At 39.8% G+C, this 23679-nt stretch carries 24 protein-coding genes, 1 tRNA gene and 1 pseudogene; 13 read left to right on the plus strand and 13 right to left on the minus strand.

Annotated elements, in window-relative coordinates; genetic code table 11:
* The first annotated feature begins 82 nt into the window (after nucleotides 1–82).
* From metE to CYO92_RS02685, 4 genes are all read left to right on the plus strand, one after another.
* Nucleotides 83–2356, plus strand: a complete 2274-nt coding sequence (gene metE, locus CYO92_RS02670; protein ID WP_103588561.1) for a 5-methyltetrahydropteroyltriglutamate--homocysteine S-methyltransferase — start codon at nucleotides 83–85, stop codon at nucleotides 2354–2356.
* Nucleotides 2357–2381: 25 nt separating this feature from the next.
* Nucleotides 2382–2840 carry a hypothetical protein gene (locus CYO92_RS02675; RefSeq protein ID WP_103588560.1) on the plus strand — a complete coding sequence of 153 codons (459 nt, stop codon included), beginning with the start codon at nucleotides 2382–2384 and terminating at the stop codon, nucleotides 2838–2840.
* Nucleotides 2841–2844: 4 nt separating this feature from the next.
* On the plus strand, nucleotides 2845–3729 hold the full coding sequence (locus tag CYO92_RS02680; RefSeq protein WP_103588559.1) for a methylenetetrahydrofolate reductase: 885 nt from the start codon (nucleotides 2845–2847) through the stop codon (nucleotides 3727–3729).
* A gap of 192 nt (nucleotides 3730–3921) precedes the next feature.
* Nucleotides 3922–4086, plus strand: coding sequence for a hypothetical protein (locus CYO92_RS02685; protein WP_180997839.1), 165 nt, complete (start codon nucleotides 3922–3924; stop codon nucleotides 4084–4086).
* Nucleotides 4087–4140: 54 nt separating this feature from the next.
* Here CYO92_RS02685 and CYO92_RS02690 read toward each other — a convergent pair whose 3' ends face one another.
* From CYO92_RS02690 to CYO92_RS02705, 5 genes are all read right to left on the minus strand, one after another.
* On the minus strand, nucleotides 4141–4554 hold the full coding sequence (locus CYO92_RS02690; RefSeq protein ID WP_180997985.1) for a winged helix-turn-helix domain-containing protein: 414 nt from the start codon (nucleotides 4552–4554) through the stop codon (nucleotides 4141–4143).
* 66 nt (nucleotides 4555–4620) lie between these two features.
* Entirely contained in the window at nucleotides 4621–4761 is a 141-nt protein-coding gene (locus CYO92_RS09315) for a hypothetical protein (RefSeq protein WP_180996974.1), read from the minus strand.
* Nucleotides 4761–5462 (minus strand): cytochrome c3 family protein, encoded by a 702-nt coding sequence (locus tag CYO92_RS02695; RefSeq protein WP_103588557.1) that lies wholly within the window; start codon nucleotides 5460–5462, stop codon nucleotides 4761–4763. The genes CYO92_RS09315 and CYO92_RS02695 overlap by 1 nt, the downstream gene beginning before the upstream one ends.
* Nucleotides 5459–5896 carry a cytochrome c3 family protein gene (locus CYO92_RS02700; RefSeq protein WP_103588556.1) on the minus strand — a complete coding sequence of 146 codons (438 nt, stop codon included), beginning with the start codon at nucleotides 5894–5896 and terminating at the stop codon, nucleotides 5459–5461. Before CYO92_RS02700 ends, CYO92_RS02695 begins: the two co-directional genes overlap by 4 nt.
* Nucleotides 5897–6045: 149 nt before the next feature.
* The gene (locus CYO92_RS02705) at nucleotides 6046–7575 is read right to left on the minus strand and encodes a flavocytochrome c (RefSeq protein WP_103588555.1); all 1530 of its coding nucleotides are present in this window, start codon (nucleotides 7573–7575) and stop codon (nucleotides 6046–6048) included.
* A 168-nt stretch (nucleotides 7576–7743) separates the two neighbouring features.
* On the opposite strand from CYO92_RS02705, the gene CYO92_RS02710 reads away from it, so the two are divergent.
* The 4 genes from CYO92_RS02710 (at nucleotide 7744) to CYO92_RS02720 (ending at nucleotide 9949) form a co-directional block, all read left to right on the plus strand.
* The gene (locus CYO92_RS02710) at nucleotides 7744–8256 is read left to right on the plus strand and encodes a response regulator transcription factor (RefSeq protein WP_343219194.1); all 513 of its coding nucleotides are present in this window, start codon (nucleotides 7744–7746) and stop codon (nucleotides 8254–8256) included.
* 15 nt (nucleotides 8257–8271) lie between these two features.
* The gene (locus CYO92_RS09605) at nucleotides 8272–8415 is read left to right on the plus strand and encodes a winged helix-turn-helix domain-containing protein (RefSeq protein ID WP_343218562.1); all 144 of its coding nucleotides are present in this window, start codon (nucleotides 8272–8274) and stop codon (nucleotides 8413–8415) included.
* Nucleotides 8408–9694: an ArsS family sensor histidine kinase gene (locus CYO92_RS02715; RefSeq protein ID WP_103588554.1), complete on the plus strand. Its 1287-nt coding sequence runs from the start codon at nucleotides 8408–8410 to the stop codon at nucleotides 9692–9694. The genes CYO92_RS09605 and CYO92_RS02715 overlap by 8 nt, the downstream gene beginning before the upstream one ends.
* A gap of 179 nt (nucleotides 9695–9873) precedes the next feature.
* Nucleotides 9874–9949 (plus strand) — tRNA-Val (locus CYO92_RS02720).
* Between the two features lie 74 nt (nucleotides 9950–10023).
* On the opposite strand, the gene CYO92_RS02725 is transcribed toward CYO92_RS02720, so the two are convergent.
* From CYO92_RS02725 to CYO92_RS02735, 3 genes are all read right to left on the minus strand, one after another.
* Nucleotides 10024–11442: an alanine/glycine:cation symporter family protein gene (locus CYO92_RS02725; protein WP_087577252.1), complete on the minus strand. Its 1419-nt coding sequence runs from the start codon at nucleotides 11440–11442 to the stop codon at nucleotides 10024–10026.
* A 629-nt stretch (nucleotides 11443–12071) separates the two neighbouring features.
* Nucleotides 12072–13238, minus strand: coding sequence for a replication-associated recombination protein A (locus CYO92_RS02730; protein WP_258030517.1), 1167 nt, complete (start codon nucleotides 13236–13238; stop codon nucleotides 12072–12074).
* Between the two features lie 28 nt (nucleotides 13239–13266).
* The gene (locus tag CYO92_RS02735; protein WP_103588552.1) at nucleotides 13267–13794 is read right to left on the minus strand and encodes a pyridoxamine 5'-phosphate oxidase family protein; all 528 of its coding nucleotides are present in this window, start codon (nucleotides 13792–13794) and stop codon (nucleotides 13267–13269) included.
* Nucleotides 13795–13874: 80 nt separating this feature from the next.
* Here CYO92_RS02735 and CYO92_RS02740 point away from each other — a divergent pair, with 80 nt between their 5' ends.
* Nucleotides 13875–14168 (plus strand): hypothetical protein, encoded by a 294-nt coding sequence (locus tag CYO92_RS02740; protein ID WP_103588551.1) that lies wholly within the window; start codon nucleotides 13875–13877, stop codon nucleotides 14166–14168.
* A 1-nt stretch (nucleotide 14169) separates the two neighbouring features.
* Here the strand turns inward: CYO92_RS02740 and ung are convergent, their stop codons facing one another.
* Nucleotides 14170–14862: a uracil-DNA glycosylase gene (gene ung, locus CYO92_RS02745; protein WP_103588550.1), complete on the minus strand. Its 693-nt coding sequence runs from the start codon at nucleotides 14860–14862 to the stop codon at nucleotides 14170–14172.
* A 64-nt stretch (nucleotides 14863–14926) separates the two neighbouring features.
* Between ung and CYO92_RS02750 the strand changes: the two genes are divergently transcribed.
* The 3 genes from CYO92_RS02750 (at nucleotide 14927) to infC (ending at nucleotide 18178) form a co-directional block, all read left to right on the plus strand.
* Nucleotides 14927–15493, plus strand: coding sequence for a YbaK/EbsC family protein (locus CYO92_RS02750; RefSeq protein ID WP_103588549.1), 567 nt, complete (start codon nucleotides 14927–14929; stop codon nucleotides 15491–15493).
* 349 nt (nucleotides 15494–15842) lie between these two features.
* Nucleotides 15843–17663: a threonine--tRNA ligase gene (gene thrS / locus CYO92_RS02755; RefSeq protein ID WP_103588548.1), complete on the plus strand. Its 1821-nt coding sequence runs from the start codon at nucleotides 15843–15845 to the stop codon at nucleotides 17661–17663.
* Nucleotides 17660–18178, plus strand: a complete 519-nt coding sequence (infC, locus tag CYO92_RS02760; RefSeq protein WP_087586816.1) for a translation initiation factor IF-3 — start codon at nucleotides 17660–17662, stop codon at nucleotides 18176–18178. Before thrS ends, infC begins: the two co-directional genes overlap by 4 nt.
* Nucleotides 18179–19521: 1343 nt before the next feature.
* On the opposite strand, the gene gdhA is transcribed toward infC, so the two are convergent.
* The 3 genes from gdhA to CYO92_RS09485 all read right to left on the minus strand — a co-directional run bounded on the left by gdhA (nucleotide 19522) and on the right by CYO92_RS09485 (nucleotide 21663).
* The gene (gene gdhA / locus CYO92_RS02765; protein ID WP_103588547.1) at nucleotides 19522–20880 is read right to left on the minus strand and encodes an NADP-specific glutamate dehydrogenase; all 1359 of its coding nucleotides are present in this window, start codon (nucleotides 20878–20880) and stop codon (nucleotides 19522–19524) included.
* Between the two features lie 197 nt (nucleotides 20881–21077).
* Entirely contained in the window at nucleotides 21078–21566 is a 489-nt protein-coding gene (locus CYO92_RS02770; RefSeq protein ID WP_258030514.1) for an SMI1/KNR4 family protein, read from the minus strand.
* Nucleotides 21496–21663 (minus strand): hypothetical protein, encoded by a 168-nt coding sequence (locus CYO92_RS09485; RefSeq protein WP_258030515.1) that lies wholly within the window; start codon nucleotides 21661–21663, stop codon nucleotides 21496–21498. The genes CYO92_RS02770 and CYO92_RS09485 overlap by 71 nt, the downstream gene beginning before the upstream one ends.
* 202 nt (nucleotides 21664–21865) lie before the next feature.
* Here CYO92_RS09485 and CYO92_RS09490 point away from each other — a divergent pair.
* Nucleotides 21866–21949: pseudogene (locus CYO92_RS09490) on the plus strand (hypothetical protein); the annotation flags it as partial.
* 223 nt (nucleotides 21950–22172) lie between these two features.
* Here the strand turns inward: CYO92_RS09490 and CYO92_RS02775 are convergent.
* On the minus strand, nucleotides 22173–23612 hold the full coding sequence (locus CYO92_RS02775) for an acetyl-CoA carboxylase subunit A (protein WP_103588546.1): 1440 nt from the start codon (nucleotides 23610–23612) through the stop codon (nucleotides 22173–22175).
* Between the last annotated feature and the right edge of the window lie 67 nt (nucleotides 23613–23679).

Here is a 23679-nt window from a genome sequence, read left to right on the forward strand (position 1 = left end):
CCCCCACCTACCCCACTGCACGTTCAAGGTTGCTGTGCAGGGTACAGATTTAATTAAAAAAAGAAATTTAAAAAGGATAAAAATGATAAAAAGTTATGTTTTAGGTTTTCCAAGAATCGGAGAAAAAAGAGAGTTAAAGCGTGCGTTAGAGGGCTTTTGGGCTGGCAAAGAGGGCTTTAGTGAAGAGAATTTGCAAGAGACTGCAAAGACGCTTCGCCAAAGACACTGGAAATATCAACAAGACGCTGGCATTTCAGCCATTAGCGTTAATGATTTTTCATTTTACGACCTAATGCTTGATAACATCATCGCTTTTGGCGCTACGCCTCCAAGATTTGCAAATTTAAGCGGCTTGGAGCAATATTTTGCTTGCTCAAGAGGCAACAAAAATGGCGTTGCGATGGAGATGACAAAGTGGTTTAACACAAACTACCACTACATCGTGCCAGAGCTTAGCAACGAGAGCAAATTTAGCCTAAAAGCGGACAAAATTTTAAATGAATACAAAGAGGCGAAGGCTAACGGCGTAAAAGGCAAGGTAAATTTGATCGGTCCTATCACATTTTTGGCTCTTTCAAAGACGACTGACGGCAGCTGCCCATTTAAGCACCTTGATGCACTTGTAGGCGAGTACAAAAAGTTACTTGAGCAAATTTCTAAGCTTGATGATGAAATTTTAGTGCAGTTTGACGAGCCGATCTTTGTAACTGACAAAAATGAAAGCGATCTTTTGTCAATTATCACAAAGGTTTATAACGAGCTAACAGGCGTTGCAAACAACATCAAAATCGTGTTTGCGACATATTTTGAGCATGCGATCAAGGCGGTTAGCGAAGTGGCTAAAACTAAAATTTATGGCATCGCTCTTGACTTCATCCACGGCAAGAGAAATTTCGAGGCACTTGAGACTATCAAAAATAGCCATTTAACGCTATTTGCTGGCGTGATAGATGGCAGAAATATCTGGAAAAGCAACATCAATGAAAAAGTAAAACTCGTTCGTGAAATTTCAGAAAAAATAGGCAGCAAAGACTTTTACATCGGCACTTCATGCTCACTTCTTCACGTGCCGTACACTCTAAAATATGAAGAGAATTTAAACCCAGAGATCAAAAGCTGGCTAAGCTTTGCGGTTGAGAAGCTTGATGAGATCAAGATCATCACAAAACTTGCAAATGGCGAGAAGCTTGATGAGAGCGAAACAAAAATTTATGAAGAGAACAAAAATGCAGTTAAAACTCGCGCTACTTCAAAGCTCATCCACTCTGAAAGCGTTCAAAAACGTGTTAAAAATTTAAGCAAATTTGAGCGTGACGAGAAATTTGAAGACCGCATCAAAATCCAACGTGAAACGCTAAACTACGGCATCTTGCCAACAACAACGATAGGCAGCTTTCCTCAAACGGTTGATCTTCGCGTACTTCGCCAAAATTTCAAAAAAGGCGAGATCGACGCAGCTGCTTATGAAGCAGGCATCAAAAAATACATCGATCACTGCGTGAAATTCCAAGAAGATATCGGCCTAGACGTGCTAGTACACGGCGAGCCAGAGAGAAACGACATGGTCGAGTACTTTGGCGAGCAGATCAGCGGATATGCATTTAGCCAAAATGGCTGGGTACAAAGCTACGGCAGCCGCTGCGTCAAACCACCACTTCTCTTTGGTGACGTAAGCCGCCCAGAGCCGATGACTGTTAAGTGGATGAAATACGCTCAAAGTATCACAAAACACGTAATGAAGGGCATGCTAACAGGTCCTGTGACTATGCTAAACTGGAGCTTTGTGCGTGATGATCTGCCAAGAAGCGAGGTGGCAAAACAGCTTGCGCTTTGTATCTACGACGAGATTGCAGACCTGCAAAATGCAGGCATCAGAGTGATCCAAGTCGATGAAGCAGCGTTTAAAGAGGGCTATCCGCTAAGAGCTGAAAATATCCCAGCTTATGAGAAATTTGCGGTTGATTGCTTTAAGCTTTCAGTAAGCTCAGCAGAGGCAAAAACTCAGATCCATACGCATATGTGCTACTCTGAATTTAACGATATTATTAAGACTATCGAGGCTATGGATGCTGATGTTATCAGTATCGAGACTGCAAGAAGTGGCAACGAGCTACTTAAAATTTTCAAAGCCGTTGGCTACAAACAAGAGGTCGGACCTGGCGTTTACGACATCCACAGCCCGCGCGTGCCAAGTGTCGAGGAGATCGTCGCTCAGATCAAAGCTCTGCTTGAGGTCTTGCCAAAAGAGCAACTCTGGATCAACCCTGACTGCGGCCTAAAAACCAGAAAATGGGAAGAGGTCGAGCCAAGCCTTAAAAACATGGTAGAAGCTGTCAAGATCGTAAGAGGTCTATAAAATTTAATTAAAAAGGATTTGGAAAATGAAAAGGATTTTTCTATTTGTAATATTAGTTATCTTTGCGTCCGGATGTAGTTCTGGACGCCACTCTATACCACTCAACAAAGGTGCATACAAACAAACAAATATCTATAGTATCAGCGAGGCTTTAAATTTAGAAGCTGCCAAAAAAGAGCTAGCAGGCTTTGAAAATGTGAGGCTTGAGTTTGGCTCAAACGACCAAAATAAAAGTGTCATCAAGGCAAATGTAAAGGTTCAAAGATTTATCACTGATAGCGGAGATATAAAGGGCTATTGCCAAGAGGCTTTTGTCGACGTCATAAAAAGATATATGATAGCTGCTAAAAAGCAAAATGCCGACGTGGCAAATATCGTGAGCTTTTGGCGAGCCGACGCGAAATACCTAAAAGACGAGTTTGTCTGCATGTCGTCAAGAAATTCTGTTGGCGTGGTGATGAGGGCTGATCTAGTTCAAAAGTGAGAAAATGCTAAAAGAGAAAATTTTAAATAAAGAAAAAGGGCTCGTGCTCTATGGTCTCACGCCACCAAAGGCTGAATTTGAAGAGTCAAAGCTACGTGAGATCTCAGAGCGCTGGACGGGCCGGATAAATGATATCAAGGCAGACGGGCTCGTGCTTTACGAGGTGCAAGACGAGAGCGAGAGAAATGATAGCGAGAGGACATTTGAGTTTAGTGGGACGCTAAGTCCAGAAATTTACTACAAAAAGTACCTAAACGTCGCAACACCTAGTATATTTTACCGCGTGGCTAGCGGATACGGCGAGGATGAATTTCGCGCAGCACTTAAGGCTCAAAGCTCAAATTTAAACGTGCTAGTGGGGGCAGCTTCTAGCACGCAAAAAGTGAGGCTAAATTTAGCTCGCGCTTACGAGATCGCTAGCGAATTTAAAGAGTTGGTAGTGGGCGGTGTTTGTATCGCAGAGCGCCACGGCAAAAAGGGCGATGAGCCGCAAAGGATGCGCGAAAAGATCGCAGCTGGGGCTAAATTTTTCATATCGCAAGCGATCTTTGACGCACAGCTAGCGCGTAAATTTTTAGAGGATTGCGCGGCTGCAAAGATAAGCGAGCCGATATTTCTTACATTTAGCACAGCTGGCAATTCAAAAACGCTTGAATTTATCAAATGGCTCGGAGTGAGCGTGCCAAACTCGGTTGAGGAGAGGCTAAATTTAAGCTCCGACTACCTAGCTAGTAGCTGCGAGATCATCAAAGAAATTTGGTGCGAGCTAAAGAAATTTGGCGATGAAAATGGGCTAAACTTAAGCATAAATATAGAAAGCGTCATGGCAAAGCGCGCTGAGATCGAAGCGAGCTTGGAGCTAACAAAAAGCATAAGAGAGTTGGTGTAAAGCCAACTCTTGCTATAAATTTATACAAATTCTTTCTTGATGGTGCAATGGCGTCACAAATCCACATAGAAAAGCCGTTATAATTATTGATTTTAGTACAGGCTGAAAAAGCGATAATGTGGCACGCAGGCCGTTTTAAGATCAGCTTACTGGTACTTGGCAAATTTCAAAAACTGCTATAACAAAAATGATATGGCTTTATGTAAGAAATTTGACGAGATATACGAATACGGCAAACTGCTAAGAGAAAAAAAGGCGGTGCTTTGGCAAGGCAAATTTATCAAAAGTGCTGTGAAAATCGTTGAAGTCAAAATAGCCAAACAAGGCAAGAGCTTTTGCAAATTTAAGCAAATTTGATCCAAAAGTATAGAAATTTAACTCCAAATAAGATCTAAATTTGACTAAACCCCCTCACTCCACCTTATATCCAGTGCCTCGTATGGTTTTTAGGCAGATGGCTGGGATTTTTGCTCTTATCTCTCGCACGAGCGATCTTATGCGATCTTGCGATAAGGTTTCGTTTTTATATAGGTGATGATCTATCTCATCAAGGATGACGACGTGGGGCGAGTTTTTGCATAAAATTTCAAGTAGCTGGCTCTCTTTTTTGCCAAGATAGATGACCTCGTCCTCTTTTATTATGCACTGGGAGTCTTTGTCAAAAATCAGACCATTTTTTAGCTCAAATTTAGAGCCTAAAAGCACCTTGCAAAGCCTAAAAACATGAAATAAAAACTCTTCAGGGCAAAATGGTTTAATGATAAAATCATTAACCCTAGCGTAGTAAATCCTCTTAAAAACGCTAGGGACTCTCTCATCTAGCAAAAGCATAATGGGAGTGATGTTTTGGCTATCTCTTATAAATTTAACCAGATCAAGGTTTAAATTTCTTTATCCATTGCCACACTCAAAGTCCTTGATAACTTCGCTGGCGCTTTTTAGCTGCATCATCCTAAACCCAAAGCGGTAAAGCGATGCATTTAGGATGACATTTTGCTCAAAGTCGCTTGAGAGCAGCAAGATCTTCTTCATCAGCCAGCTAAACCACCAGCTGGTTTTTTGGCGTCTTTTTCAACCTTTTGTTTTAAAAATTCCTCCTCATCTTTTGTAGGTTTGTACTCATCTTTGAAGAATTTTTGCTTAGTTTCGATCCTCTTTTCGATCATCTTCTTATCATAAATTTTATATGACGGCTTCCAGTACTCAAGGTAGTTTCTAAAGCCAGCGCTGTGGCCTGCGTCGTAGTGACAGCTTACGCATTTTAGCTCTTTATCGCTGCCAAGAAGCTCTTTATAGTGAGCGTGCATCTTTTGAGCTTGCGCTGAAGTGTTATTGCTGTCTATCACATTTGTGTGACAGCTTGTGCAGCCGTTGTCAAAGACGAAATGTTCGCGGTTTTTGAGGTTTTTGTGCCAATCAATCGCATCAGGATCGCCAAAGAAATGCACCCAGCCCTCTAAAATGCCATTTTTCGCCTTTGTTAGAGCGTATTTTGCGATGTTGTCATGCGGTATGTGACAATCTACACATCTTGCTTTGATGCCAGTTTTGCCCTTGCCGCTGTGGATATCGTCGTTGTAGGCGATCACCATAGGATCCATCTCGTGGCAAACGATGCAGAATTTATCCCCACTCGTCTCATCAAGCGCGTAATGAACTGGCAGAACGACTAAAAATCCAACAATTCCGCTTATGAAGATTATAAGCGCTAGTAATTTTTTTGAAATTTTCATGGTGTTACTCCGTTCATCCATTGTGGCACCTCGTGTTCATGGCACTCAGAGCACATATTTGTAGATGGCTTGTGTTCGTTGTGGCACTCGTCGCAGTACAAAGTCGGACCATCGTGAACAGAGTTGTGAGGATTTGCTTTTAGAGTATCCATGAATTTTAGTCTATCGGCTAAGAGTTTTTTGCTCTTATGACAGGATAGACAGCCAGCGTCACCGATCGCTTTAAATTTGCTAGGATTATCGCCTTGGTTTTGGTGACAATCAACGCAGTCAAAGCTTAGGTGTTCGTGATGAGGTTTGATCTTATACTTGGCTCTTAGCTCATCAGAGACTACTACTTTTGTGACGTTTAGATCGCCCTTTGGCATATCGGCACCAAAGAGATGAAGCGAAAATAAACAGGCAAAAATAGCGATGAATTTAAGCTTATTCATACCCTTTCCCTTTCTATTAAGATTTTATAAACATCAAATTTCAATGGAAAACTAATATTTTTACTTAAATTTATTTTTATGGAATTATAGTCTTCGCTTGATTAAATTTGCATTAATAATAATTTAGTGCGCCAAAAGGCACACTAAATTTAGATATTTTCTCCAGCGATCATGCCAAATACCATGCAATCAAGTATCGCATATGTACCTAGACGGCTTGCCCCATGAACGCCACCAGTGATTTCGCCAGCTGCGTAAAGACCAGGTATTGGCTCATGTGTTTCGTGAGAAATTACCTGAGCTTTTGTATTTATCTCTAAGCCACCCATTGTGTGGTGAACTTTTGGCATAGTACGGCTTGCATAAAATGGTGCTTTTGAAACATCGATACCATTTAGCTTTGTGACTGGTTTACCAAATTCATCTTTACCAGCTTTTACACCTTCGTTATATTTTGCGATAGTTTCTTTTAGCTTATCGGCTGGGATTTTAAAGTGAGCTGCAAGTTCATCTATCGTCTCAAATTTCTTTACAACACCAATCTCAAGTGGTCTTGACGTATAGATAGGATTTTGTGCGGCAACTGCTTGTGAGTCGCAGATATTTACTGGATAGTTTTCATCTTTACCAATAACCGCAAAGCAAGCGTCAGCTTTTATCTTGCGGCCTGCGTGTTCGTTCATGAAGCGCTCACCTGTTTTTGGATTTACAGTGATGCCATAAGTATTGCAGCAGTGGTTGGTGAAATTTACAGCTGCTCCAAAGCCTTTTTCATCTGGTGAGCAGTAAGGTAAGAACTGAATCCAAGATGTTTGAAGTGTTAAAGCACCGATCCTTGTGGCCTCTAGCATAGCACCAGCTGATGAGCCTGGATGGTTTGTGCTGTCTATTGTTGGAACGATACGTGGATCTTGAATTTGGCGGTACCATAGGTCACGTCCAAAGCCACCAGCTGCTAGAAGTACGCCACTTTTTGCTTTGTAAGCTTTTTGATCACCTGATTTATTTTCTAAGTCATCACTAAATAATTTTGCATCAAATTTATAGTTTTCTCTACCGATTGCACCTATGACTTTACCACTATCATCAACGACTAATTTATCAAATTTAGCCCTTGTTTTTATAGTCACGTTTGGATTATCTTTTAGTTTATTTAGCATTGGTTGGATGTAGCCAGATCCTGAGCCGTTTGAAGTTTGAAGGCTTCTTGCTACGCTGTGTCCGCTTTCAAATATCAATTTTTCTAAAAAGTCAGCTCCACATGAGATTAGTAAATTTACAGCGTCATTGCTTCTGTCAAACATTGTGCTTAAAAGCTCTGTGTGATTTAGTCCAAGTCCGTCTTTGACAGCATCTGCTATAAAGAGCTCTTTGCTATCTTTGATGCCTTGGGCTACTTGAAATTTATTCATAGGAGCAGCCATATTTCCGCCATTTATTACGGAGTTGCCGCCTGTACGTCCCATTTTTTCAAGGATAAGCACCTTTTTACCGCGCTCACTAGCTTTTATAGCAGCAGCTAGTCCTGAAAAGCCAGTACCTACGATGACAACGTCATATTCTTCATCAAATTTAACGTCTTTTTCATTAGCAGCAGCGTTAGCGTTGATACCACCTAGAGCTAAAGTACTAGCTCCAGCCATACCCATTTTTAGAAAACTTCTTCTTGAGTTTTGCATTTTATCTCCTTTTATAGTTTGTTGGCTCAAATAGAACAACTTTTAAAAATTAATGGAATCATAACAATAAATGAAAATGAATATGGTAAATTCTTGGTAACAAACTTAAAAATATTATATAGTTTAAAATTTTAAAAGTAATTATTATAAATTTGTTATAATCCCTAAATGATAAGAATTTTATTGATAGAAGATGACGAGCAGTTAGCAAAACTACTTGCACGAATGCTTAGGCTTGAAGAGATAGAAACAACTATGGCATATAACCCACTTGATGGGCTAAATATCCTAGAAAAAGGACTAAAATATGATGCTTTGGTACTTGATTTGTCCTTGCCTGATATGGATGGGCTTGATGTTTGTAAGCTAGTTAGAAATACTCATCCAACGCTTCCTATTATCATTTCCTCAGCTAGATCTGAAATTTTAGATAAAGTAAAAGGCTTTAAGCTTGGTGCAGATGATTACTTAGCAAAACCTTATGAACCTATTGAGCTTGCTTTTAGGATCAAAGCGATACTTAGAAGAGGTATAAAAGAGCAGGAATCAAAGAAAATTTTTAGTATAGACAAAGACAAACACATTATTAAAAAAGATGGCGAGCAGGTATTTTTAGCTCATGCAGAGTATGATATATTTGTCTTTTTGTTTGAAAAAGAGGGCTATGTCATATCAAGATAGGATCTACTTTTAAATATAGACTCAGTTAAATTTCAAAGCGGGTTAAAGAGCATAGATGTCATTGTCGGTCGTATAAGACAAAAGATAGGTGACAACCCTAAAAACCCACGATTTATCCATTCTGTGCGCGGCGTAGGGTATAAATTCATCAATGCCTAAACTCTCAATCGTAAATTTAATCTCATTTTTATTCTGCGTGACAATAATTGTTATTAATGTAATATTTTTTATAGAATACAAAAGAAGCCTACAAGAGCTTGAATACTCAGTCTTTCAAAGATTTTTACTTGGTATGCATATAAGGGTTGAGGGTGGCGAAAAAGTGTTGCAATCACTAAAAGAGATCGATCTAAAATATGCTGAAATTTCAAATAAAGAGATAATAAAAGGTGGCAAAATAATATTGCAAGATAGCTATTGTGATATGTATAAATTTAGAGATAAATTTTACTTTGTGCCAAGACAAATATCTAATCCTAGTAAATCTATTTTAAATTTTTTATTTAAAGCAGGTGTTGAAACTGAAGACTATGGTAGATTTATGCAAGCAGATAAAATACCTGCCCTTGAAGATACAAAAGTGCTTTCAATGGCTAGTTTTTGGCTATTAGTATCATCGATAAATGGCATAACTATAATCTTTTTTATTGTGCTTATGCGTAAGCTTTTAGGGCTTAGAAATTTAAAAAAACAGATACAAGCTATCGGAGTGGATACGGCGAAAAAAGTAGATATCAGTAGTCACGATGAGCTTGGTGAGATAGCTCATGAGTTTAACAAAACTATGAAAAAATTAAATGACTTAAAAGAGGCTAAAGAGCTCTTTTTAAGAAATGTGTTGCATGAGCTTAGAACACCAGTGATGAAAGGCAAGATCATCTCAGATATTATAAATGACGAAGAATTTAAAGATGATCTTAAGCAAATTTTTCTAAGAGAAGAGCTTATCTTAAGCGAGCTTACTAGGATAGAGAAATTTAGCTCAAATGAGTTAAGCCTAAATAAAAATAAATACCGCTTAATAGACATAATAGATCACGCTATAGATCTGATATTTGCTGTAGATAAAGAGCGTGTGAGGGTTAGAAATTTAAAAATTTCTCCTATTTTAAATGTTGATTTTGAGTTATTTTCTACAGCATTAAAAAATTTACTAGACAATGCTTTAAAATACTCCAAAAAAGAGGTATTTTTGGAAATTTCCAACGACCATTTTATGGTAGTAAGCTATGGTGATAAGATAGATGATGAAAGGCTTGATTTTAATAAAGCTTTTAATCGTAAAAGTGAATTTTCAGGCGCTGGACTAGGGCTTGGGCTATATATAGCAAATCAAATTTTTACTCGTCATGGTTGTGAGATGAAGTATAAATACAAAGATGGTAAGAACTGCTTTTTGGTCTATTTTAATGAGGCTTTAGCTAAAAATTTAGTTTAAATGAGTGATTGATTTAAGTTTTGATTGTTTATGATAATCATGCTTTTACTGAAAGTTCAAAGATATATTTGCTTTTCCAAATCTAAATTTATCCATTACATTTACTACTTATAAATAAATTTAATTACTAAAGAATTAAGCTAAATAAAATAGAAAATAAAATATAATCCCAAATCTTTGGTCCCGTAGCTCAGTTGGTAGAGCACTACCTTGACATGGTAGTGGTCGATGGTTCGAGTCCATTCGGGGCCACCACTTCTAATAAAACATCCCAAACAAGAGATTTAAAAATTAATTATTAGTCAATTTTATAAAGATGCGGTAAAGATTTATTTCAAATAATCTTTCACATCATACTCTTTGCCAGCATCGTGATCTTTTAAAAGCTTTGCCACGATAGGGCTTAAAATGATGATGGCAATTAAATTTGGTACGACCATCAAGCCATTGAACATATCTGCTAGGCTCCAGACAAAATCAACCTTTTGCAAGCTTCCCAAAAAGACAAAAACGACTACCAAAATTTGAAACGCCCTGACCGCCTTTGCCCCAAGAAGGTATCTTACGTTAATCTCAGCAAAATAGTACCATCCAAGAATCGTTGTAAATGCAAAAAAAAATAGGCAAACAGCCACGAAACTATATCCGCCAACCTTACCAAAGATATGCGATGAGAAAGCCTCTTGCACCAAGGTGATACCTGTAAAGACTGCCTTGCCGTTTTCAAAGCTGATGACATTTGCGGTAAGTACTACAAAAACGGTTATATTTAAAACGATAAAAGTATCTACAAATACGCTCATTATACCAAGTACTGCTTGATCGACCGGGTGTTTGACATTAGCTGCGGCGTGCGCGTGTGGAGTTGAGCCCATGCCAGCTTCATTGCTAAAAAGGCCCCTTGCTATGCCGTATCTCATCGCAGCTGCTATACTAGCTCCAGTCGCTCCACCCCACGCAGCTGAAGGATCAAATGCTGCTTTGTAGATAAGCAAAACTGCATCTGGAATTTCGTGAAAATTTAAAGCGATAATGATTAGTCCAACACCTACATAAAGTAAAGCCATCAAAGGCACGATCTTTTCAGCCACTCTTGCGATCGCCTTTACGCCACCTATAAAGATGACCGCACAGACGATTGCTAAAAAAGCTCCAGTTATCCACTGAGGTATACCAAAGGCACCTTTAAAGCCGTCTGAGATCGAGTTTGCTTGCACCATATTTCCGATAAAGCCAAGTGCGATAATGATGGCGATAGCGAAAAATCCAGCTAAAATTTTTGCCCATTTTCCCTTTAATCCACGACTTATATAAAATGCTGGACCGCCTATCGTGTGACCGCTGTCATCTTTCGTGCGGTAAATTTGAGCTAGGCAAATTTCAGCAAAATTTGTAGCCATGCCTAAAAACGCAGCACACCACATCCAAAAAATCGCTCCAGGACCACCCATGATAAGTGCTGTTGTCGCACCTACTAGATTGCCAGTGCCAACTTGTGCGGCGATCGCAGTTGCAACTGCTTGAAACTGGCTCATACCAGCCTTGCCAGCAGCTTCGCCGTGAAGCGAGAAATTCCCAAAAAGTTCTCTTAGGCCCATTTTAAACTTAAAAATTTGAACAAACCCAAGCCTAATAGTAAAAAATAGTCCGGTGCCGCAAAGTAGGGCGATAAGGAAGTATGGACCCCAAAGAAATGAATTTATACTTTCAACACAATTATTTAAAATTTCAGCAAAATTTGTAGGCATTTTCTTAACTTTCATTGGTGTAGTTTAGAGAGCGAGTATATTTAAAAAAATATAAAATTAAAATAAATAAGAAAAATTTTTTAGCTTGGTTTAAAATTTTGTGCTAGTTTCGGCTTACTCGCTGTGAACTTGCTTTTACTAGCAAGATTTTACGACCAATATTTTTACGCTCTAAGGCGTTTTTTGATTGATAATTTCTAAATTTATCCCACAGTGAAGGTTTAGAATGGCTAAAATTATTTCTTGATTTTTGGATTTTAAAATTAGATTTTTGCGTGTTTCAAACGGCTTTTACGAGAAATTTGCAATCTTTATTGCGCGGATATAACTTGGTAAAACGTATTTGGCTATTGGTTTTGCTAAAAATTTTATCAAAGGCGTTTAAAAGGCTTTGACGCTAAATTTTACTTCATTGTTATTTGCTGATTTGCCATATTTTGTCCGCTGTTTGACTTGCTGGTAGCCAAACTTTGCGTCAAATTTTCTCGCCAATCGCCGCCCAAAGCCGTTTAAAAATTTCTGGAAATCCGCTTACTCTGCTATAAGCCGTCGTTAATCTACCCCAAGGCACGTATTCTATCTTTAAATTTAAAAGAACCCTTTCAAATTGACAGAGTAAAGCCTAATATTTAACCCTTGGATTTTATTTTCTCTAGCCACTCATTTAGCGTTTTTTCAAAGCCTATGCCCTTGCTTTTGTAAAAAACGAGCGGTTTTTCTAGGTATTTTTGCTCGACCCAGCCGCCAAAATCATGCGGATAAAGGTAGTCTTTGCTCTCTTTTGTGTGATTTTTTAGATATGGCGGGATCTTTAAAATTTCTTCGCTTTGCACGTATCTTAGAGCGGCATTTATCGCGTTGTAGCTGGAGTTTGACTTTGGCGAGCTAGCTAGATAGATAGCACACTGAGCCAGTATGATCCTAGCCTCTGGAAAGCCTATCTCTTTTACCGCGCTTAGCGTGCTTGCGGCTAAATTTAGCGCATTTGGGTTTGCGTTGCCGATGTCTTCGCTGGCAAATATCGCCATCCTTCTAGCGATGAAGTCCGCACTCTCGCCAGAGTCTATGAGCCTTGCGAGATAGTAGATAACGGCGTTTTCGTCGCTTCCACGCAGACTTTTTATAAAAGCACTTGCTAGTTCGTAGTGCGTGTCATCCTCTTTTGCTCCCTCTTTTAGGGCGTTTTGGCGAAGCGTTTTTAAATTTTCCAGACTCACATTTTCATCAAGCGTGATGGCAAATTCAAGTAAATTTAGCATAGCTCTTGCGTCGCCGCCACTACTTTTAAAGAGATACTCTTTTGCTTCCTCGTCTATGCTAAATGAAATTTGCTCTTTGATTTTGCCAAGAAGCTCCTCAAAATCACCACTACTAAGCGGCCTAAACTCAAAGAGCATCGAGCGACTTCTGATGCCTGAGCTTAGGGTGAAAAAGGGATTTTCCGTACTAGCGCCGATGACTAGGGCTTTGTAGTTTTCCATGGGGATTAGTAGCGCTTCTTGCTGGGTTTTGCTTAGGCGGTGGATCTCGTCTATGAAAAAGAGCGGCTTATTTAGGGCGTTTTCGTAGTTTTTTAAAATTTTGCGAAAGTCATCTATCTTTAAATTTCCGCCATCAAACTCGTAAAAGTCGTAGTTTGCGCCGCTTGCTACTGCTCTTGCAAAGCTCGTCTTGCCACAGCCTGCTGGACCATAAAAGATGGAGTGTGGGATTTTGTTAGAGGCTATAAATTTTAAAAATGCTGCTTTAACTGCCTTTTGTCCACAAATTTCATCCAAGCTTTTTGGTCTAAACATCAGTGCAAGTGAGCTCAAATTTCTTCCTTTAATTTGCTGGTTTTGGCAAAATTTTAGCCTTTGCACTAAGGCTCTCTATCTTTAGCTCATAAATTTTTATGATCCCAAGCCCATACTCCGCAGCCACGTCAAATGTGCTCATCGCATATGCTGTGTATTTTTGGCTAAGAATTTTTAAAATTTCATATCTTTTGGCCTCGTCCTCGACCTCGTAGGCTCTTGTTTTTGCGATCGCACTTTTGTATTCGGTTGTAAAGACCTTACCACCAAGTGCCTTGCCGTCATCTTGTATCGCCTCTAGCTCGCCATCATTTAGGTGTGGGACTTTGTTGAAACTAACGCAGACAAATTCCACTTTTCGTCCATCTTGAAGCAGTTTTGCCTTACAGCCAGCGGTAGCTCCGTGTATAAAAATGCTTTCACCAACTCTTACTGGCGAGATCGGTACGCTAAAAATTTCTCCCTCATCATCCACGCATGAAATTACCGCATATTCGCATTCATCTATGATTTTTAGGCCATCTTCACGGCTTAGCTCTCTATCTTTTCGTCTCATTTTTTATCCTTTTTTTGAAAAAGCATTTTAAAATTTAAGTGCTTAAAGGCTAGTATAACGCAAAAATTTCAAGGAAAAACATGAGAAAAATAGCCATTTTTGCCCTTTTGCTTGGCGTAAATTTAGTCCATGCAAACGATGTTTGCAATGAATATATCAAGCAAAGCAGGCTATATCTTGACGAGCTCTATGCCAAAGAGAGCAAACGACTCGCAAACGATGAAAAGGCGTTAAGACTTTTTGAGCTTAAATTTGATGAGTTTAAACAAAGACAAAGCGGCCAAGAAGCCATAATTTTGCAAAACAAAGATGAGAAATTTTGCAAAAGAAAGCTTGAAGAGACAAACAAACTTTTAAATGATCTAAAAAAGTAGATCAAATTTTTATGTTTAGATCCCAGTCTATTGGCATTTTGCCATGGTTTGCTAGGTAGATATTTGCTTTTGAGAAGTGACGGCAGCCAAAAAATGCCCCACGAGCTAGCGGACTTGGGTGGGCTGCTTCTAAAATGAGGTGTCTGCTAGCGTCAATGAGCGGTGCTTTGGCTCTAGCTGGGTTGCCCCAAAGCATAAAAACTACGTTTTGTAAATTTTCGCTTATCTTTTTTATTACAGCATCAGTAAAGCCCTGCCAGCCAAAGCTTGCGTGAGAATTTGCCACTCCAGCGCTAACGCTTAAAGTTGAGTTTAGAAGTAGTACGCCTTGCTTTGCCCATTTTGTGAGATCGCCGCTATTTGGCTCTTTTATGCCAAGATCGGCATAAATTTCTTTATAGATATTCACAAGACTTGGCGGGACTCTCACGCCGCTAGGTACTGAAAAGCTTAATCCCATGGCTTGATTTGCGCCGTGATATGGATCTTGTCCTAGGATTACGACTTTGACATCGTGAAATGGCGTTAGGTTAAATGCATTAAATATAAGCGCACTTGGTGGATAGACGGTGCCAGCACTCTTTACTTTTAAGAAATTTTCTTTGATACGCGCGAAATTTTCACTCAAAAACTCATCTTTTAGCACCTCTTTCCAACTTGGCTCAATCTTTATATCATCTAAATTTATCTGCATTTTCCTGCCTTTTGTAAGTTTTAGCGGTATAATTTTAACTAAAATTTATCCAAAGGAAAGAGCTGTGTCTGAGCAAATTTTTAATAAGATCTATGAGCTTCTTAGCAAGAATGAAGCCAAATTTAAAGTCCTAAATCATGAGAGTGCGACCACTTCAGAAGAGGTGGCAAAACTTAGAGGAACAAAGATGAGCCAAGGCGCAAAGGCTCTAGTTTGCTCTATTAAAGGAGCGGATGAGGAAAAATTTAGGCAAATTTTTAAAGATGAAAATGTGCTAAATGATTATTTGCTAAGCGATGAGAAGCCAGCGATGAAGGCTGGTAAAGCTTATGTCTTGGCTATTTTGCCAGCCGATATGCAAGCAAATCTTAATAGCTTGACACAAAAATTTGACGGCAAAAGGACAAGCCTAGCTAGTCCAGATGAGGTTTTGGCATTGACAGATTGTGTTTTTGGTTCAGTGCCACCATTTAGCTTTCATAAAAATTTACACATCGTAGTTGATGAAAGGTTACTACAAAGAAACGATGAGATCGCATTTAATGCGGGGCTACTTGATAGATCGATCATTTTAAATACAAAAGATTATACAAAGATAGTACGGCCAACGCTAATAAATTTTGCAGAATAAAAAGTGCTAGGCTAACCACTTCCTAGCACTAAATATTGTCGGGAGAAAAATGAATTTAAATAATGCAAAGACGAGAAATTGCTAAATTCATTTCAAGAACAAATATTATCAGGCATAATCTTAAAATATAATAAATTATATAAATAAAAAGCTTTAAATTTAGGGATTTACACATTTAAATATAAATATATATATTTTATAAATAATTTTATAGATCAAAGCTTGTGGATTTAAAAAGAATTTATAAAAATTTGCTTAGTAAATATTAAGTTTAGCTTAAAGCCCATTTAGATAAAATCCTTAATCGTTCTTTTATCGTAAAAAAGACAATTTGATATAAGGAAAAACAATGAGCGATATCATCGCATACAAACTAAATGGCGAAATAGTCGATACTCAAAGTATCGCAGGGCAAGAAAGTAGTGCTGAGCCTATCTATTTTGACAACTCAAAAGAAGCACTACACGTTATCAGACACTCCTGTGCACACCTAATGGCGCAAGCTATCAAATCACTCTATCCAAAGGCAAAATTCTTTGTTGGACCAAATGTAGAAGATGGATTTTATTATGATTTTAGAGTTGATGATGAGGGCACAAAGCTAGGCGAGAGCGATCTAGCTGCAATCGAAGATAAGATGAAAGAGCTTGCTGAGAAGAAAATTGATATCATCAAAACCTGCTCGACCAAAGCTAATATGAGTGAGAAATTTAAAGGTGACGACCTAAAACAAGAGGTCTTAAAAAGAATTCCAGATGGCGAAGTGAGCAGCTATTCACAAGGCGATTTTGAAGATCTTTGCCGCGGACCACACGTACCAAATACTAAATTTTTAAAATTTTTCAAGCTTACACGCGTGGCTGGAGCTTATCTTGGTGGCGATGAGAGCCGTGAGATGCTAACTAGAATTTATGGCACAGCTTATGCAGATAAAGAGAGTTTAAAAGAGCATATCCGCATAATCGAAGAGGCTAAAAAGCGTGACCATAGAAAGCTTGGCACCGAGATGAAACTATTTACTTTTGATGAAGAAGTGGGTGGCGGCTTGCCGATATGGTTACCAAATGGTGGACGCTTAAGATCAAAACTAGAGCAACTTCTATACAAAGCTCACCGCGACCGTGGCTACGAGCCAGTGCGTGGGCCAGAGCTTTTAAAGGCTGATGTGTGGAGAAGAAGCGGTCACTACGCAAACTATAAAGAAAATATGTACTTTACGACGATCGACGAGACAGAGTATGGCATCAAGCCGATGAACTGCGTTGGTCACATCAAAGTCTATCAAAGTGACATCCGCTCTTACCGCGATTTACCACTTAAATTTTTCGAATACGGCGTAGTGCATCGTCATGAAAAAAGTGGCGTTTTACATGGACTTTTTAGAGTTCGCGAATTTGCACAAGACGACTCGCACATCTTTTGTATGCCGAGCCAAATCAAAGAAAATATCCTAGAAATTCTAAAATTTGCTGGCAAAATAATGGAAAATTTCGGCTTTCATTACGAGATGGAAATTTCAACCAAACCAGCTAAAGCGATCGGTGGGGATGAAATTTGGGAAACTGCGACCAAAGCGCTAAAAGAAGCGCTTGATGAAAATGGCTTTAAATACGGTATCGACGAGGGCGGTGGTGCATTTTACGGACCAAAGATCGACATTAAGATAACTGACGCGCTTAAGAGAAAGTGGCAGTGCGGCACGATACAAGTCGATTTTAACTTGCCAGAGCGCTTTGATCTAGGCTACATCGATGCAAATAACGAAAGACAACGCCCAGTAATGCTTCACAGAGCCTTACTTGGCAGTTTTGAGAGATTTATAGGAATTTTACTTGAGCACACTGCTGGTGAGCTACCATTTTTCATAGCTCCTACGCAAGTCGTCATCGTGCCTATTAGCGACGCGCATTTAGACTACGCAAAAGAGATTTCACGCGAGCTAAGAAAGATCAACGTCGATAGCGAGATCGCAAGTAAAAATGAGAGTTTAAATAAAAGAATAAGAACGGCTGAAAAACAAAGGGTGCCTATGATAGTCGTGCTAGGTGATAACGAAGTAGCAAACAAGAGCGTTGCGCTACGCGACAGACAGGCTAGGACGCAGAGCGATATGAGCTTGGCGGAATTTATAAATTTAACGAAGGAGAAACTTAGTGAGGTACATTTTTGAGTAAGGAAAATGAAGTATTGCTCAATGAGGACATAAGGGCGAGAGAGGTAAGATGTGTAGGGGATGATGGCACGGCATACGGTGTCATCTCAAGAGAAGAGGCTTTAGAGATCTCAAATAAGCTTGGGCTTGATCTAGTGCTTATAGCGCCAGATGCGAAGCCGCCAGTTTGCAAGATAATGGACTATGGTAAATTCCGTTATCAGCAAGAGAAAAAGCAAAAAGAGGCCAAGAAAAAGCAAAAAACCATCGAGATAAAAGAGATAAAACTCTCTGTCAAGATCGCCCAAAACGATATAAACTATAAGGTTAAACACGCAAGCGAGTTTTTGCAAGATGGCAAACACGTTAAATTTCGTGTATTTTTAAAGGGTCGCGAGATGAGCACCCCAGAGGCTGGCGTAGCCATGCTTGAGAAGGTCTGGGAGATGATTAAAGACGAGGCTGATCGCGACAAAGAGCCTATAATAGAAGGTCGTTATGTAAATATGCTTGTAACTCCAAAAAAGGGTTAAATTCTAACAAAGAGCAGGTGCTAGCTTGCTCTTTCTTACATTAAATTTTTTAATACAAAAACTTATAAATAATTATTTTCAAAAATCCTATCATTTTTGTATGTGTTAAATTTACGCAAAGGTGTTTGCAGGGTTGATATACATTATGATTAAATTTGATAGGCAAAATTTGGATGTGGTTTAAATTTAGTAAATTTTGGTCTTTACTTGCTGGAATTTACCCGCTTTGTTATCGCTTGCATGGATGTTGTGCTGAAAATAATCTAGGCAAATCGACTTTCTTGCGAGCTTACAAATTTTTAGTGCTTGCGTGAGTGTTTTTAAGCCAAATTTTGCCTAATATCTAGCTAAATTTGGTAATGGGATATCGCTTTAATAATACTTTTTACAAAAAGCTTTGACTACTCTTGGTTTTATGTGGCGACCAAATTTGACGATAAATTTGCTTGTTCGTGGATTAAATGTAACAAATTTTAATTTTTGCTTACTAGAATTTGCTCCATCCTTTTTCTGCCAACCATTACATGGGCACTTTGCTGAAATTTGGCTAGGTAAGGGTAACCTGTTAGAGTAAATTTGATAACTTCTTGTGAATTTTTAAGTTTATGGTACTTGTGCTTAGCATTTTAAGCTAAATTTCGCCTAGTAGCTGTATAAATTTGCTAAAAAATTCGCTTGTTTGTAGCTTAAATTTATAAAATTTTTAATTATCTCTTGCAAAAAGGCAAACGCTTTATTGGTATCTGCTTAAATTTATAAAAGAGAATTTAGGCTGGGTGAGCATAAATTTACTAAATTTTATAAGCCATTTCTTGGCAAAAATCAAATGCCCTATAATCTGCTTGGATAAAATTTAGTGTTTGCCCGTTCTCTGTCAGGACTTCTTCATTTTGCCTTGCTATATCGATGCCAGCTAACACTATAAAAATTTCTCGATCACAACGCGCGCGCTACAAATTTCTTCATCTTTAAACAGTCACACATAAACATACCACTCGTGCAATCAAGCAAAAGCATCCATGGCAAAAACTTTCAAATTTGTTGCACAAACCTCGCCACTCCACCATTTGCCACCACGCCAGCTTTTTTGACAAAATTTCTATTAAGTGCTCTAAAAATAGTAATCTGCTCGCCACCTTAGTATCAATATTTTAAATTTAGGTGAGCTTCAAATCCATATATATACAATGCTTCAATCCAGCGTAAATTTGATAGTTTGTCAGTAAAATTTGCTATACAAAAAGCAAACTCTCTTTTAGCTAAAAGCCCAAACTTATTTCATATTGATTTGCGTCCAAATTTAGCTTGGACGCAAATTTATAGAGCAAGAGCTAAAATCAGCCCTACACATATCCCTGATCTATCATGGCATCGGCCACCTTGCGAAAGCCCGCGATATTTGAGCCAAGCACCAGATTTCCCTCGTCGCCAAACTCCTTGCTAGTCTCGTAGCTAAGCTCAAAGATATGATTCATTATGCCGTGCAGTCTGTGATCGACCTTTTCAAAGCTCCATGCGGTCATGCCGGCATTTTGCATCATCTCAAGGCCTGACGTGCCCACGCCGCCCGCGTTTGCCGCCTTTGCCGGAGCGAAGTAAAAATCCTTTTGCGCTAGCATGAAATTTATCGCATCAAGCGTGCTTGGCATGTTCGCACCCTCAGCCACGAAGCGGCAGCCGTTAGCGTAGAGCGTCTTGATGTCGGCTAGATGCAGTTCGTTTTGTGTCGCGCACGGAAACGCTCCGTCGCACGGCACGTCCCACACGCCGTTTCTGCCCTCTTTGTACTCGCTCACGCTTACGTATTTTGCGTTCGGTCTAAATTTGACGTATTCGCTAAGGCGCGCGCGTTTGACCTCTTTTAGCTCCTTAAGCACCGCTAGATCGATGCCCTCGGCGTCGTAAACGTATCCGTTTGAATCAGAAACCGTGATAGGCAGCGCGCCTACTTGATAGAGCTTTTCTACCGTGTAGATGGCGACGTTTCCGCTACCGCTTATGCTGCATTTTTTGCCCTCTAGTCCCAGGCCTGCTTTTTGCAGCATATTTTGCGTAAAATAAACTAACCCGTATCCGGTCGCCTCCGTGCGCGCTAGGCTGCCGCCCCAGTTTAGGCCTTTGCCCGTGAGTATGCCGTCAAACCTGCCCGTAAGTTTTTTGTACTGCCCAAACATATATCCGATCTCGCGCGCGCCAACGCCGATGTCGCCTGCGGGCACGTCCACGGTGTTGCCGATGTGGCGGTAAAGCTCGCTCATAAACGCCTGGCAAAAGCGCATTATCTCGCCCTCACTTTTGCCTTTTGGATCAAAGGTGCTGCCGCCTTTTGCGCCGCCGATATTTACGCCGGTGAGCGAGTTTTTAAAAATTTGCTCAAATCCTAGAAATTTTAGCACGCCAAGATCCACGCTAGGATGCAGTCTGATGCCGCCTTTATAGGGGCCGACGGCTGAGTTAAACTGCACGCGGTAGCCGTTATTTACCTGCGGTCTGCCGTCGTCGCCTGTGTACGTGACGCGAAAGATCACCGTGCGCTCGGGTATCACGATGCGCTCTAGGATCGCGTGTTTTTGGTACTTGCTCTCTCTTTTTATAAGCGGCTCGAGGCTGTTTAGCACCTCGGTCGCAGCCTGGACAAAGACGCCTTGACCCGGATTGGTCTTTTTTATCCACTCCATCGTTTTTTCGATATACTCGCTCATTTTGGCTCCTATTCGTCAAATTTTTGTAGTTGAATATTAACTCTCCTAGAAAAAATTTTTATTTAAATTTATTTTTATATTTTTATTTTAGGCGATGAGCGTTACATATCGAAACTAAATTTATGAAATGTGATTTTTGTTTCGATCACTAGGATAAATTTATAAAAGAGGATTTGGCTAGAGTGAGTCTAAATTTACTAAATTTGCGCCATCTCTTGCCAGAAAGGACGTGCTGTGTCGTCTGCTTGGACAAAATTTAGGATATGCTGGGTTGATGGCAGTGTTTCTTCATTTAACCTTACTATATCGATGCTAGCAAGTGCTATGAAAAATTTCTCAAAGTCGCTTGCGATGCATCTACCGCAAAGCTCCTCATCTCCAAAGAGCCATGCATAGACCGCGCCACTCGTGCAATCAAGCAAAAATATCCACGGATCACCCACGGCAAAGACTATTAAATTTAAAGGGCGAGTCTCGCCGTTCCACCATTTGCCACCAAACTCATCTACGCTATTTAGCCGTACTAGCTCACTCACGTAATCGCCTTTGGAGCCAAATTTGACATTGCAAATTTCAAAATTTCCAAGGTCAAATTTGCTTAAAAGCTTTGTAAATTTAGCTGGGAAATTTATGCCAAGAGCTTCTTGTGCCGTTTTTAAGTGCTTGTGCGGTGGCTTTAATATCATTTTGAAGCAAGAGTCTCATGCCAGTCATACCCTCTTGCTCTAGTGGCAAGAAAATTTGATCTAACTTTTGAGCGATCTGGTTTAACTTTAAAAACATATCAGTCCTTTAATCTGCTGGATTTTGGCAAATTTTATCAAACTTAACTCGGTGCGCTTTTAAATTTGATCCATTCTTCGCCAAATTTAGACCACAATCTTAATAAATTTAAGAAGCTGGCAGAGATAACTAAGAAAACTAGCAATCACTAAATGTGAGATGTTAAGGAGGGCGAATGCTTTAATTTGGCGCCGCTGGCAATGACGGATATCTCTATGCCATTGAGGTGAAAAGTGGCGAGATGATATTTAAGTTTAAAACCAGTGACATGGAGCATTTTCCTTAAGTCGATGGTTAAATTCTACTCGCAAACAACAAAAATAAGCCAGTTTTGATAAGCGCTAGAAATAGCTTGCTACTAAAAAAATAGAGTTTGAAATTTTGGCTTAGTTACAGATCAGATCATGCCAGTAGACTCTACGCTATGGTAAATGATAAAGCCAAGATGCATACAGTTTGCGTGGAAATTTAGCCTTGGCGAAATTTATCGCCAAAGCCACAGCAAAATTTTATCTCTTCTTTTTATATCTTTTTATCGCCTCTACGATGACATCTTCTAGATCATCGTTTGGCTCTTTATTCATATCATCATAGGTGTTTTCAAGGATAGTTTTTAAATTTTTCTCAACGTAGCTAGTATCGAAAAATCCTCGTCTAAACTCTTTACTTTTGCTGATCGTTAGCAAAAATGGGATGATCGTTCGCACGCCTTCGATGGTAAATTCTTCAAGTGCTCTTTCAAGCTTATTTACCGCTAGATCGTAGTCGGTCGCCTTTACGATCAGCTTTGCGATCAAAGAGTCATAAAATGGCGGTATGGTGTAGTCTTTATAGACGTGGCTATCGACGCGCACAGATGGGCCAAGTGCTGGATAGTAGCCCTCGATCGTGCCTGGTGCTGGGATGAAATTTTCCCAGACATTCTCAGCTGTGATCCTAGCCTCTATCGCATAGCCACGTGGTTTGATGTCGCTTTGCTCGATTTCTAAAATCTCGCCAGCTGCGATCCTTATCTGCCTAACGACAAGGTCGTGACCTGTGATCTCTTCAGTGATGCCATGCTCCACTTGGATACGAGTATTCATCTCCATAAAGTAAAAGTTATTGTAGTCATCTAGCAAAAACTCGATCGTTCCTACGTTTGAGTAGCCCACAGCTTTTGCAGCGGCCACTGCGGTCACACCCATGATCTTTCTTAAATTTTCGCTAATTGATGGGCAAGGTGCGATCTCAATGATCTTTTGGTGACGCCTTTGGATAGAGCAGTCACGCTCGCAAAGGTGGATGATGTTGCCGTAGTTGTCGCCTAAAATTTGAAACTCGATGTGACGAGGATTTACGACAAGCTTCTCCATAAAGACTTCATCGTTGTTAAAGTAGGTCTTTGCTTCTCTGGTGCACGACTCAAAGGCATCTTGCATATCTTCTTCTTGCCAAACTTCTCTGATGCCACGTCCGCCTCCGCCTCCACTTGCTTTTAAGATGACTGGGTAGCCGATGCGTCTAGCGTGCTCTTTTATGGCATCCATACTCTCGTCATTTAGCTTTTCTGTGCCTGGAACGATTGGTATGCCGTTTCTCTTCATCAGGTATCTTGCGATATTTTTATCACCCATTTTTCTGATCACTTCAGCCTTTGGACCGATAAAGATAAGTCCAGCGTCCTCGACCGCCTTTGCAAATTCGTAGTTTTCGCTTAAAAAGCCGTATCCTGGGTGTATCGCGTCAGCCCCGCACTCTTTAGCAAGCTTTACGATAGCTTTGGCGTCAAGATAACCTTTGATCGGATCTTCGCCCACTTGATAGGCCTCATCAGCTATCCTTACATGCAAGCACTCGCTGTCTGGCGCTGTGTAAATTCCTACGCTTTGGATGTGTAAATCCCTACAAGCTCTGACTATCCTAACTGCGATCTCACCACGATTTGCGATAAGAATTTTATGTATCATAGGCTATCCTTTTTGAGTTTTTCTTATCATATAACTATTCGTTTTATTTTTAGATAAATTTGTTAAG

The organism is Campylobacter concisus (genome assembly GCF_002913715.1).
Taxonomy (GTDB): domain Bacteria; phylum Campylobacterota; class Campylobacteria; order Campylobacterales; family Campylobacteraceae; genus Campylobacter_A; species Campylobacter_A concisus_AG.